Source organism: Faecalibacterium sp. OM04-11BH (genome assembly GCF_003482185.1).
GTDB classification, from domain to species: Bacteria; Bacillota; Clostridia; order Oscillospirales; family Ruminococcaceae; genus Faecalibacterium; species Faecalibacterium tardum.
In genome coordinates this window covers 35,372-48,223 of sequence record NZ_QULS01000005.1, presented here as the reverse complement: position 1 = coordinate 48,223, position 12,852 = coordinate 35,372, and the positions used below count along the sequence as shown (strand labels likewise).

Genomic DNA, 12,852 nt, shown 5'->3' with positions numbered 1-12,852 from the left:
CGACGAGCATCTTTCTGCCGGAAAGCAAAAAAAGACCTTGTAAACTTTAAAAGTTTACAAGGTCTTTTCAGAAGATGGTGCGGATAAGAGGACTTGAACCTCCACCGAGTTGCCCCGATTAGAACCTGAATCTAACGCGTCTGCCAATTCCGCCATATCCGCATATTCTGTTGTGTTCGTGAGCTGTGACGCTCGGAACGATAGTTATTATACCAGATGCAGCAGAATTGTCAAGCACTTTTTTGAAAAACTTTTCGTATTTCTGGAAATAATCATACTTTCGTAAAAAACTGTCGTAGGCTGTGGTTCCGGTCAACATAGTGTCGCACCGGGTATCCTGTAAGCGTTTTTGCGGTGCCTTGCGTGTACCGTGCGCCGTTTTGGGTTTGACAGGGTTTTCGCGGCGATGTAGAATAGAGGTACTGTTTTCTTACAATTACATAGAGGAGCGTTTTGCCATGCTGTATTTTGAAAACGACTATTGCGAGGGTGCACACCCCGCCATTCTGCAAAAGCTGACCGAGACCAACTTTGAAAAGGTCTCCGGCTACGGCACCGACCCCTACTGCGCCAGCGCCCGGGAGAAGATCCGCGCCGCCTGCGCCTGCCCGGAGGCCGACGTGCAGTTCATCTCCGGCGGTACTCAGAGCAACGCCATCGTCATTGCGTCCATGCTGCAGCGGTGGCAGGGCGTAGTGGCTGCTGCCACCGGCCATGTGGCCGGGCACGAAGCCGGTGCCATCGAGTACACCGGCCACAAGGTCATCACCCTGCCCCAGCACAACGGCAAGCTGGACGCCGCCGAGCTGCGGGCGCTGGTGGCCACCTTCTACGCCGATGACAACCACGACCACATGGTGTTCCCCGGCATGGTATACATCTCCCACCCCACCGAGTACGGCACCCTGTACACCAAGGCAGAGCTGGAAGCCCTGCACGCTGTGTGTCAGGAGTATAAGATGCCTCTGTTCCTCGATGGTGCACGGCTGGGCTACGGTCTGGCTGCCGAGGGCACGGACGTGACGCTGGCCGACCTTGCACGGCTGACCGATGTATTTTACATCGGCGGCACCAAGGTGGGTGCGCTGTGCGGCGAGGCTGTGGTGTTCCCCCACGGCGCACCGGCGCATTTTATGACCATGGTCAAGCAGCAGGGCGCACTGCTGGCAAAGGGGCGGTTGCTGGGCATCCAGTTTGACGTGCTGTTCACCGATGACCTGTATTTCTCCATCAGCAAAAACGCCATTATCACCGCTAACCGCCTGAAAGCCGGTTTTGCGGAAAAGGGCTATCGCTTCTTTATGGACTCCCCCACCAACCAGATCTTCCTTGTGCTGGAAAATGCCCAGCTGGCTGCGCTGGAAGGCAAGGCAAAGTTCGGCTTCTGGGAGAAGTTCGATGACACCCATACCGTGGTACGCATCGCCACCAGCTGGGCCACCCGCATGGACGAGGTGGAAGCACTGATCGACCTGATGTGATCCTGCGCTCCTTTTTGGGTATAACGATTTGAATGCCCTCCGCGTTGCTTTGGGCATTTTTAGCGGAAAAATATTTATAATTTTGGGACAGCGAAGCGTCTGCGGACGCTCCGCTGTCCCGTTTTCACGGAAAGGGCTGCTACGGAAAACTGGCTGGTTGCCGTCACGGCTCCAATCGTGAAAAGAGGCTCAGAAGCGCCGACAGGTGCTCCTGAGCCTCTTTTATTGTTCTTCTGTGTTCCACGGCTGCGGGGTGCTTTCCACCGGCTGGCCGGGGGCGGCAAGGGCGCGCTCCATCAGCAGGGCAAGGTAGGCGTCCTGCAAGGCATCTGCCAGCGGGTACACCTCTGCCCCGCCGGCAAGATAGCCCTGCATCCTGTCCAGAAAACAGGCGATGGCAGTCTCGTCCTCGTTCAGCCCTGCCTGCGCGGCGGCAGCTGCCAGCGGGTCCGGCAGCGGGGTCAGTTGACGGCACACCGGCTCCCCGGCGGCATCCAGACAGCGCAGGGTATCATCGAACACTTCGCCCCGCTCCCCCTGCACATTGGTGTGGGTGCTGCGCAGGTAAGAGTGGTACTGCACGCCGTTAAAATCCAGAAACGCCGTGCCGCCGCCCGCAAATTCCAGCGTGTGCTGCTGCAACGTCTTTTCCACCAGTGCGCCGTTATGCACCGCACCCCAGCGGGAATCCGTTTCGATGATCTTTTCCGTCCAGCTGCGGCCGGTCACCCGCACCGGCTGCTGCCCGGCATTCAGGAACTGCCGCGCCAGACTGACCGCGTGGTAGCCGTGCGCCACCGACAGCCGGGCAAACTGCGGCGTGCCCAGTGCGCCGCTGCGCACTGCTGCCAGCCGTTTTGCCAGCGTGGGGTACAGCCAGTACTGCTCCGCCACCTGCAGCTTTGCGCCCTGCTGGTGCAGCTGCCAGAGGGCGCGCAATGCGTCCTCCTCCAGTGCCGCCGGGGTCTCGCACAGCACGGCAAAGCCCCGGGCAAGCCATTCGGTGCTGACGGCGGCGATGGACGCTTTATTCACTGCCACCACCACAAGGTCCGGGTGCAGGGCAGTGCACTGCTCCGCCGAGGTACTTACCGGCACGCCGTACTCCCGATGCATTTTTTCGGCCTTTTCCTCGGTGCGGCAAAGCATGGCGCACAGCTCGAACCGCTCCGGCAGCGCCTGCGCGATGCGCCAGTAAAACAGCGACCGCCAGCCGGAGCCTACTACTACAAACCGCAGCTTAGCCATTTGCCTGTTCCTCCTGAATATGCTTTTGCAGCTCCTGTTCAAAGCGGTCTGCATCCAGCGGCAGGGTGAGCTTTTCCCCCAGCCATGCAGACAGGTAAGCCGCATCGGTCAGCTCCAACGCCCGCACGCCCTCCACGCCGGGGGCGGTCAGGGGTGTGCCGTGCAAAATGGCGTCCGCAAAGTTTGCCAGCATCTCCGGGTAAGGCTCTGCCTGCGGGGCGAACTGCTCGGTGGTGGTGGTCTCGGTGAGCTGCTGGCGCTCGGTGCAATCGGCGGTGCGGCGGTAGGTCTCGGTGTCTGGCGTGTAGGTGTGCAGGGTGAGGGTGTCCTCTTCCAGCAGGGCAGTGCCCTTGGTGCCCACGATCTCCAACCGCTCTGTGTAGCTGCCCTCGCCGGTGGAGAGGATAAAGGTTGCCGTGCGCTGCTGCGGGTACTCCATCAGCAGAGTAGCCTCGTCATCCACCATGAAATTGTTATACTTACCGTAGGGTATCACGGCATAAATACTCTCCGGCATTCCGAACAGCCACTGCCAGATATCCAGAATGTGCTGGCCCTGATTGAGCAGCGCACCGCCGCCCTCCCCTGCCCAGCTGGAACGCCAGCTGCCGGAGCGGTGGTACATCCATGTGCGGAAGTAGCGGCTGTTTTCCAGCTGCACCCGCTTGACCTCGCCCAGCGCCCCATCATCCAGTAATTTTTTAAGCCGCATATACTTTTTGTAGCGGCGCTGATGAAACATCATGGCGAAAACAAGGCCGCTTTTTTCGGCGGCGCGGTTCATTTCCAGCGCCGGTGCCAGCGCGTTTGCGCTGGGCTTGTCGCACAAGACGTGCTTGCCGTGGGCAAAAGCCTGCATCACCAGCGCCGGGTGGGTCTTGTGCGGGGTGACCACCAGCACGGCGTCAAACTCCTCTGCGTGGGCGTACAGCTCCTCGGCGCTGGGGCACACCCGCACCGTATCCGGCAGGGTATCCTTTGCCCACTGCTGCGCCCCGGCGCTGCGGCAGACCACGGCGGTCAGGCGCAATGCGCCCGCCTTTCCTTCTGCGATCATCTGGGCATACTTGCGCCCCATGACCCCGGTGCCAATAACGGCTGCGCGTACTTCCTGCATGATGCTCCCTCCTGTTTTTCCACAATGTATTTTGTTATAGTTGAAAATAGAAAATCAACTTTCCGAATGAAGGCTTCCCCCGGTCGGGGGAAGCTGTCACCGCAGGTGACTGATGAGGGCGATACTGCCGAAATCACCCCTCATCCGTCTGCTCACTGCGTTCGCAGCCACCTTCCCCCCAAGGGGTGAAGGCTTTTGCGCCGGGTCACGCTGCAAAAGTTAACTTTCGTAGCCCTTCAATTTTGCTTCAATGGCGGCTTTGTCCAGCCCTTCGCCGATGACGATGACTACCTCCTGCCCCTGCGGGATGGGCGCAAGGGTGCAGCCGGCAGCGGTGGCGTTCAGCTCCAGCCAACCGCCTGCCGGGGCGGGCGCAAAGCCCTTGACCCGCAGCACCTGCCCGCACTCGGGCGCGGCGAACAGCCGCTGTGCGGCGGCTTGCAGCTGCTGTGGGGTGAGGTGCAGTTCCAGAAAGCAAAGGGAGGTAAAGGCCGCGTGCTGGTCAAAATGCAGCTTTTCGCAGCTGGCCTGCCGGTAGCCACAGGCGGCAAGGGCAGCAAGGTCGGCATCGGTCAGAGCATCCCAGTCCTTGGCAAGGATTTCCCCGGGTGCAAAGCGGCGGGAAGATTTTGCGGCTTCCAGTGCACGCTCCAAGTGGGCAGCGGCGGCAGCACACTGGGCGGGCGCTGCCAGCTGGGCGCGGCTCAGCAGTACGCGGCCCGCGTTCATGGTCTCGGAAGCCAGCAGGTACTCTGCCTGCGGCGAAAGCGTTTCCGGCAGCAGGGCGTCCACGATCGCGATGACGCTGCCAAGCTGATACCACCGGTCCAGCGGGTCGTCCCGCAGGATATCGAAAAACTCGTCCACATCAAAGATGCCGCTGGGCTCCACCACTACACGGTCAAAGCCGCGCATGGCCATGGCGATGAGCTTGGTGCGCATCCGGCGCTGGTGGGTATCGCAGTCGCAGCCGCCGCTGATAGTCTCCACATCGCAGCCGGGGCCCAGCACCTCCTGCACCAGCATGGCGTCCACGTTCACCGCGCCGAAGTCGTTTTCCAGAATACACACCTTATGCCCCTGCTGTACCAGATACCGCACATAGCGGCGCAGAAAGGTGGTCTTGCCTGCGCCCAGAAAGCCGGTGATGAGATCCACCTGAACCATATCTTTTTACCTCCGTTGCAAAAACCCTCCCAGCGCCGCAGCGCCCGGGAGGGCTTGTATTTCAGTCTTTTTTCCGGCGCTGCAACTCCCGGATGATCCCCGCTGCTTCCGGCGCGATATCCCCCGGCACAATGGCCGGGCGTGCCAGAAAATAGCCCTGCAAAAGGTCTGCGCCCAGCTCGATGACCGTGCGCAGCTCGGCGGCGGTCTCCACGCCCTCGGCAACGATCTTCATGCTGCGGGGGTGGGCGTAGGCCACCACATTGCGCAGGATCTGCTGCTTGTCCGGCGAGGTGTCGATGCCACGGATGATGGTAATATCCACCTTGACAAACCGGGGTGCAAGCTGCAATAGCGTATTCTCGTTGGAATAGCCGCTGCCGTAATCGTCCAGTGCAAACATCCCGGAAAAGCCCGGTGCATTGCGCTTTCTCTCCAGTGCTTCGTAGTCGATTTCTTCCTCTTCGGTGATCTCGACGACCATGCGGCGGCACAGCTCGTGCCAATGGTTGTTTATATATTTGCCGTCCTCATGCGACAGGCAGGTGTTGGCGATGGAGTTGACAAAGAGCATGGCATCCTCGGACACGCTGCCCGCCCGGCACAGGCTGTCAAAGGTCTCCAGCGCCTTGGTAAAGGTGATGCGCTCGATCTCGTACAGTGCGCCCTGCTCCCGCGCCAGCTTCATGATGGTGGCCGGGGAGCGCAGGGTGGGCAGGTCGGAGCGCATCAGCGCCTCGTAGGCGACTACCCTGCCGCTGCGCGCCGAGAAGATGGGCTGGAAGCAGTAGAACACCTGCGCATTGCTGAGCAGCTGCCGGAACTCCCTGCGGGTGCGCTCAGCATAGGCTTCGCGGTTGTACACCCCGATGTCGAACTCCTCCACCCGGCCCTTGTCGGCGTGCTTGACCTGATACATGGCAAAGTCGGCGTATTTTTTCAAGGTCTCCCAGTCCTGCCCATCGTCCGGGTACCACGCGATGCCGCCGGAAAGGCTGATGTGCAAAGCGTTGCCGCTGGGCAGCAGCGCCACGCTCTGCTGCATGGCCTTCGTCAGGCAGTCGATCTTTTCCCGCACTGCGTCCCGGCTGCGGTAGCCGTGGAACAGCACAAGGAACTCATCGCCGGAAAGGCGGGCGCACACCGTCCCGGCGGGGGTATTGTCCCGCAGGCACTGACCGGTGCGGCGGATGTACTGGTCGCCCCAGTCGTGGCCGTAGGTATCGTTGATGTGCTTGAGGTTATCCAGATCCATCATCATCAGCGCCGCCACGCCCATGCGCTCCGGCGCGGCGAACAGCTCGGTGCACACCCGGTTGAAGGCCTGCCGGTTGTACAGCCCGGTCAGGATATCGTGATCGCGCTCGTGCTCGATGCGCTTCCGCTCCAGCACAGCGGCGGTCACGTCCTCGGCAAGGCCGATCTTAGCGTGTCCCTCGATGGTGCTGCGCAGCATGATGTACCGCACCCCGTCCGGCTGCTGAATGGTCAGCAGCTCGTCCCCCTCGGCGGTGTGGTCACAGGGATTCTTTTCCCGGATGTCCTTGAGCACCTCCTCGAAGCGGCGCACGCTCAGCGGCTCGCCCTGCATCTCGGGCTTGCCCAGCAGGGAGAAGAAATTATCGGTCACGAACACGCTGCCGGTGTCGGTGCGCAGCTCGTAGCCGCCGATCTCCACACTGGCCATATCCATGATGCGCAAAAACTTGGTGGAGTTGGTCACCAGCTCCCTGTTCAGCTCTGTAATGGTCTCGGCAAAGCGGTCCACCTCCCGGATGGCCGTGCGTGACAGGCGGGGGAAGGTCTTTTTCTCCTGCGCGTCTATCACCTCGCGGTACAAATGGTTGATGGGGCTGGCCAGCCGTGCCGAGATCAGCAGGCTGCCCAAAACGCTCAGCACCAGCGTGAACAGTAAGGTAGCCAGCAGCACCTCGCGCACCCGGTCGGAAAAAGCCAGCAGCACCGACTGCTCCATGGTACCGGCCAGAAACCACTTTTCGGCGGCAAAGGGCGCGTTGCGGTTATACACCAGCAGCGGCTCCAGCACCATATAATAGCGCTTGCCGTTCAGCTCCGCCCAGTTGCCGCCGTTGCCGTCGCTGCGGCAGTTCAAAACGCCCAGCGGTGCATCCGCCGTTACCAGATCCTCGCCGGAGGTCACGGTCTTGCGCAGGGAGAGCACGCCGTCCGTCAGCGCATCATCGGTAGTGGTCACGATAAAATAGGTGCCTGCCTTGTCCTCGTCCAGCTCGGTGAAGGGCAGTTTTGTTTGCAGATAGTCCGTGAGCAGTTCCACGCCCACCACGCCGTATACCGTGCCGTCCGGCAGGATCAGCGGCATCGAGTAGGCAATGGCGTGCCGGTCGTCCCCTGCCAGACAGTAGGAGTTGGTGGTCCAGCGGCCATAGCTTTCCGCCGAAAGGCTGGCACCGCTCTTATACGCGGTCTGAAAGACCGTGCGCAGGATGCCGCCCTTGGTATCTCCCTGATAGGGGAAAGCGGGCTGCCAGCCCTTATCCGTGCCGATGGCCAGTTCTTTTACCACTGTGGCGCTGGCGCGTTCCAGCAAAAGGTCGCTGTTGCGCTCCGAAGGGCGGGCGTCCGGGTCCATATCCCGCAGGTAGATGCCGGGCATTTTTTTGCCCACCTCGCAGGTGTCCAGATCATGGGTGTTCAGGATGAGAAAGATGCCGGTCACCTGCTTTGTGCGCAGGGTGTCCAGAAGCTGCGGGGCAAGCGCTACCAGCAAAGCATCGCTCTGCTCGCTGCTGTTATCCAGCGTATCCAGCGAGATATCGCCGCTTTTCAGCAGCTGCTGGGTGGTGGCGGTGATCTGCTCGCTCAGCTGATCCAGATCCTCCGCGTTCCGCAGGATCTCCTGCACATAGCTGGCGCGGTTGCGCACCCGCATGGTAAGCAGATCCTTGGCGTTTTCGTCCAGCTGCCCGGTCACGTTGACGGCAAGGATGCTGGCGACCGCCATCAGCAGCTCCACCACCAGCACCAGCATCATGGTGGCAAAAATATTGTAGAACACGGTTCTTTCCGGTCTGTTTTTCAAGCGCTGCCGCTGGCGCTCTTTCCATGCGTCAAACATCGCCCTGCCCCCTTTCCGTCTTTTTTGCGGGCGGTCAGCCCTCGTACTGCTGTAACTGTGCAAGGGTGGCCTGATACCACGCCTCAAAATAGTCGTCGGTCAGAAACTCTGCCATGGCTGCTTCCGCGCTCTGGCCTGCGGCGATGCGTTCCAGCACCGTGTCCCGGTCGGCACTGGCCTGATCGCCGATGCTGTATTCCAGTATCTTGCGGACTGCATTGCCGCCTGCAAAGGCCGTAGGGGTGTACAGCTCGTTTTTGCGCACTGTTTCCACCGCGCCGGAAAGGACCTGCTCCATATTGTCGGTCAGTTCCAGCCCGCTTGCGCGGATGGCGTCCATGTCGTTGGCGGCAGTGGTCACCGGCAGATAGCCCGACTCCACCGCGAAAGCGATGTTATTCTGCGGCTCGGTGAGCCACTTTAAAAAAGTGACTGCGCCGTTGATCTCGGCCTCGGTGCCGGTGGTGACCACCATGCCGGCGCCCTGCTGCACCGCCACCTTTTCACTCCCGGCAAACCGGGGCGCAGGCAGCACCTTCATCTCGATATCGTGGACCTGATTGTCCCCGGGCATCACCTGCTTCGGGAAGAAGGTGGCGCTGGCACAGGAGCCTACACAGCCCAGCAGTGCGCCGGTTTTTACGTCATCGCTGCGGAAGCGGCCATTCGCAGCAAAATACCCCTTGACGAAGGGCACATAGTAGTTATCCCACAGTTTGCGCACCACATCATGGTCAAAGTGCAGGGTCATTTTGCCGTTGTGCACTTCAAAAATTTCGCAGCCCAGCTGCTTTGCGCCCACAATCATATAGTTTGCCAGCGCGTCCCGACCAAACAGCGCCTTGCCGCCGGACCAGTTGTAGTACTGTTCGGCCACCGCCGTCACACCCTCCATGGTGGAAAGGGCACCGTAACGCACAAAGGTGTCCTTTGAGAACCGCTGCCAGTCGGTATCGTTAAAGAACATCAGCTCGGTGGATTTTGCCACCGGAAAAATTTTTATGCTGCCGCTGCCGTCAAAATCGCCCTCGGTGATATAGCCGGGCACAAAGGCGGCCTTTTCATCCTCGGTCAGGTAGTCCTTCAGGTCCACCACCATGCCCATCTGATCCAGTTTATAAGCGGTATCCGCGTAGGCGGCAAAAATGGTGGGCATCTCCGCAGAGCCCACCTTGCCCTCGGCAGCGTCCATCACGTTGGCTTCCAGATCGTTCACCGTGCCCTGACTGGAGCTGGACACCCGGATGCCCTTTGCCTTGCCGATGGTCTCGTTGAAGGTGCTCACAAGGCGGTTGAAGCTTTCCAGCTGGTCGCCGTTGTAGTAGTTCCACACCGTGATGTCGGTCACTTCTTTTTTGCTCGTTTTTGCATCACAGCCGGACACGGCCAGTGCCGCTGCCGAGACCGCAGCCGCCGCCAGAAAGCTGCGGCGCGAGATCTTGTTCTTCATCTTGCCAATACCCTCCCGGCGTACGCAGGCGCATTTTACGCCATGATATACTATTTTATATAATACCACTGTTTCCGGCATAGTGTAAACTCTTTCTTAAAAAATCTGGTAAAAAAGTGCAGATGACGAATTTTCGTCTTATTTTTTGGTAGTTTTGTCAAGGTGTGTCTCCCTCCGTAAAAACAAAAAAATCGGACAGCCCGCAGACTGCCCGACTTTGTATTTTTATGGGAGGGGTGCAACTGCCGTTTTCGGTTACGACCCCACCCGTGAAAAAAGGATTCAGAAAAGCCCGCAGGCTTTTCTGAATCCCAAATAAAAAACCAATTCCTCTGAAGATGCGCAGAGCACAGCGGCGCGCATTCAAAATCAGCCCCGTTACATCCGTATCCGCTGCGCGGCGCGGGCGATGGAGGCAAGCAGGGTCACAAGGCGTTTTTCGTCCATCTGACCGCAGTAGCTGGTAAAGGTGTAGTAACACCCCTGTACACAGAAGGAAAGCACCACCTTGCGCACTACGTCTGCCTCAAAGGTGGGGTCGGTCTGGGCGATGCACTGGCACATGGCCTGCTCCACCCGGTTGATGAACAGCCCCTGCCGGGAGCCGGAGAACAGCACGCTGATCTCGGCCTGATGCGCGGTGAAGGCGCGGAACATCTCCCGCGTCAGCCACTCGGTACGCTCGCTCACATCGCTGGCGGTCAGGCGGGGCAGACTTTCCACAACCGCGTGCACCATCTCGTCCTCCATGGCGTTGGCCAGCGCATAGATATCCTGATAATGGGCGTAAAATGTGGATTTATTGATACAGGCGCGGTCGCACAGCTCCTTGACACGGATCTTCTCCACCGGCTTTTCGCGGCGCAGCTCCATAAAGGCTTCTTTGATGGCGCGCTCGGTCTTTTCAATGCGGATATCCAGAAAACCCACCTCTTTTGCTTTTTTGTTGATTTTCCAACATTTTTCCGGTTTTGCGGATAGACAAGCCCCACAAGCCTTTTTATACTGGGTATAAGCGGAGCAGGGTCACTCCTTGCGGTACAAAAGCCCCCGCTGCTCCAAAGCATCGCGGATGCGGGCAAAGGTGTCCTTGTCCGGGCAGCGCAGGGTGTGCAGGTGCACACCGCCGGTCATGCGGCTCAAAAGGCTCTCGGGCGCATCGGCTGCCTGACGGATAAAGTTGTCCACATCGTACCGGTTGCACAGGTTCAGGGTGGCGCGGATCTCGCCGTAAAGGCTGTTTTCCACCGCCACATCCACCACCGTGCCGCCCTGATCTACCACGGTGTACAGCTCCCGGCGCATCTCCTCCTGCGTGCAGTGCACACAGGCCAGAATGCCGGTATAGCCCTTTTCCACCGGGTGCAGCTGGTAGCCCCGGGGGGTGGCATCGATCTGCGCCCCGCCGGCGCGCAGCAGCGCCACATCCCCTACCACGATCTGCCGCGACACCCCCAGTTCTGCCGCCAGTGTGCTGGCGCTTAAGGGGGCACCGGCGCTGTTCAGCCGGGTCAGGATGCGTTCTCTGCGCTGTGCTGCATTCATAGAGGGTCAGGCTTCCTTTCCGTAAAACGACTTTTCTCTCCTTATTGTAGCAAAACGCGGCGCAATGTGCAAGGTTATTCCAGCCACAGGCACGGGAATCAATTTTCCTCTGAAGGCTTCCCCCGGACGGGGGAAGCTGTCACCGCAGGTGACTGATGAGGGCGCAGGTAAGCAGCAGCTTACGGGGAATTACCCCTCATCCGGCGCTGCGCGCCACCCGCTCCCCCTTTTGTCGCTGCGCGACATTTTCCCCCGGCCGGGGGAAATCTGTCCCCAAGGGGTGAAGGCTTAAGCGTGGGTTTATTCCAATCTCAGCAGGGTGGCGTAATTGGAGGGCAGCTGCACCTTCATGCGGTTCCACTCGGTAGAGACCAGCACCTCCTGCGCGCCCACGGTGTCCGCCAGCAGGTCGGTGACCTTGGCGGTTTCCACCGGCAGCTGGAACTCCAGCTGTGCGGGGGTATCGCCGTTGTTCAGCACCGCCACCACGGCCTTGCCGTCCAGCACCCGTGCAAAGGCGTAGCACTGGGTAGTAAGCTGCAATTCTTTTACCTCGCCGTAGGTCATTTCCGGCAACTCAGCCTTGCATTTCCCCAGCGCTTTGTATACACTGGTAACAGGATTTGTACGTTCTGCATCAGCGTAGTCGCTGAGCTCCAAGCAGGGACGCAGCGGCCAGTCGCTGCCCCACTCCTTTTTGCCCTCGATGCCGAACTCTGAGCCGTAGTAGATGGACGGAATGCCCCACAGGCTGTACACCAGAATGGCGATATGCCGGATGTGCTCCCGGTTGCGCAGCTTGTTGGGCAGGCGCTCTACATCGTGGTTATCCGAGAAAAGATACAGCCGGGTGTCGTGGCACAGTCCCTGCAGCCGGCGCATGGTGTGGGCAATTTCAAAATAGTTATGGTCGTTGTGGCCGCTCCACAGGCCCTTGTGCAGCTCGTAGTTGGTGACCGAGTGCAGCATTTCGGGGTTTGCCCAGCGGCTGTAATCGCCGTGGATGACCTCGCCCATCAGCCAGAACTCCGGCTTTACCTCGTTTGCCAGACGGCGCAGCCCGCGCATGAAGTCGAAATCCAGCACGTCCGCTGCGTCCAGACGGATGCCGTCGATGTCGAACTGCTCCACCCAGAAGCGGACGGTATCATAATGGTACTGCTGCACCTCCGGGTTGCGCTGGTTCAGCTTGACCAGCAGGTTGTAGCCGCCCCAGTTGCCGTAGGAAAAGCCATCGTTATACTCGTTGTTGCCCCAGAAGTTCACATCGCAGAACCAGTCCTTATAGCGGGCGTTCTCGCGGTTTGCCTTCAGGTCCTGGAACGCGAAGAAATCGCGGCCCACATGGTTGAACACGCCGTCCACGATGACCCGCTGCCCGCGGGCGTGGCAGGCTGCCACAAAGGCCTTGAACTCCTCGTTGGTGCCAAGGCGGCGGTCCACCAGACGGTAGTCGATGGTATCGTAACCGTGGGAGCCGCTTTCGAACAGCGGGCCGATGTAGATGGCCGTGCAGCCAAGTGCTGCCGCGTGGGCTGCCCATGCTTCCAGCTTTGCAAAAGCGCCCGGGGTGGGCTGGCCGTCGTTTTCGTGCGCACAGCCGCACAGCCCCAGCGGATAGATGTGATAAAATACTGCTTCGTCATACCAAGCCATGATCATTCGCTCCCGTTCTATTGCTTAAAAAGTTGCGCCGCTTGCACGGCAGTAGCAACAGTATACCACAAGATTTGGCAAATATGTGAAA

9 protein-coding genes and 1 tRNA gene are annotated in these 12,852 nt (G+C 59.8%); 1 reads left to right on the top strand and 9 read right to left on the bottom strand.

Annotated elements, in window-relative coordinates; genetic code table 11:
- Positions 1-75 precede the first annotated feature (75 nt).
- Positions 76-162: transfer RNA gene (locus DXB44_RS06230), tRNA-Leu, on the bottom strand.
- 296 nt (positions 163-458) lie between these two features.
- Here DXB44_RS06230 and DXB44_RS06225 point away from each other — a divergent pair.
- Positions 459-1,481, top strand: a complete 1,023-nt coding sequence (locus DXB44_RS06225; RefSeq protein WP_118658117.1) for an aminotransferase class I/II-fold pyridoxal phosphate-dependent enzyme — start codon at positions 459-461, stop codon at positions 1,479-1,481.
- 222 nt (positions 1,482-1,703) lie between these two features.
- Here the strand turns inward: DXB44_RS06225 and DXB44_RS06220 are convergent, their stop codons facing one another.
- The 8 genes from DXB44_RS06220 to DXB44_RS06180 form a co-directional block, all read right to left on the bottom strand.
- Positions 1,704-2,729, bottom strand: a complete 1,026-nt coding sequence (locus DXB44_RS06220; RefSeq protein WP_118658116.1) for a Gfo/Idh/MocA family oxidoreductase — start codon at positions 2,727-2,729, stop codon at positions 1,704-1,706.
- A complete protein-coding gene (locus DXB44_RS06215) occupies positions 2,722-3,846 on the bottom strand; it encodes a Gfo/Idh/MocA family oxidoreductase (protein ID WP_118658115.1) in 1,125 nt (374 codons plus the stop codon). Before DXB44_RS06215 ends, DXB44_RS06220 begins: the two co-directional genes overlap by 8 nt.
- A gap of 219 nt (positions 3,847-4,065) precedes the next feature.
- Positions 4,066-5,013: a GTP-binding protein gene (locus DXB44_RS06210; protein WP_118658114.1), complete on the bottom strand. Its 948-nt coding sequence runs from the start codon at positions 5,011-5,013 to the stop codon at positions 4,066-4,068.
- Between the two features lie 61 nt (positions 5,014-5,074).
- The gene (locus DXB44_RS06205; RefSeq protein WP_118658113.1) at positions 5,075-8,110 is read right to left on the bottom strand and encodes an EAL domain-containing protein; all 3,036 of its coding nucleotides are present in this window, start codon (positions 8,108-8,110) and stop codon (positions 5,075-5,077) included.
- Positions 8,111-8,144: 34 nt separating this feature from the next.
- Positions 8,145-9,560 carry an extracellular solute-binding protein gene (locus DXB44_RS06200; RefSeq protein WP_118658112.1) on the bottom strand — a complete coding sequence of 472 codons (1,416 nt, stop codon included), beginning with the start codon at positions 9,558-9,560 and terminating at the stop codon, positions 8,145-8,147.
- Between the two features lie 378 nt (positions 9,561-9,938).
- A complete protein-coding gene (locus DXB44_RS06190) occupies positions 9,939-10,490 on the bottom strand; it encodes a TetR/AcrR family transcriptional regulator (protein WP_055186714.1) in 552 nt (183 codons plus the stop codon).
- A 96-nt stretch (positions 10,491-10,586) separates the two neighbouring features.
- The gene (locus tag DXB44_RS06185) at positions 10,587-11,105 is read right to left on the bottom strand and encodes a transcription repressor NadR (protein WP_118658110.1); all 519 of its coding nucleotides are present in this window, start codon (positions 11,103-11,105) and stop codon (positions 10,587-10,589) included.
- A gap of 300 nt (positions 11,106-11,405) precedes the next feature.
- Positions 11,406-12,767: an alpha-amylase family glycosyl hydrolase gene (locus DXB44_RS06180; protein WP_118658109.1), complete on the bottom strand. Its 1,362-nt coding sequence runs from the start codon at positions 12,765-12,767 to the stop codon at positions 11,406-11,408.
- Positions 12,768-12,852: the final 85 nt, after the last annotated feature.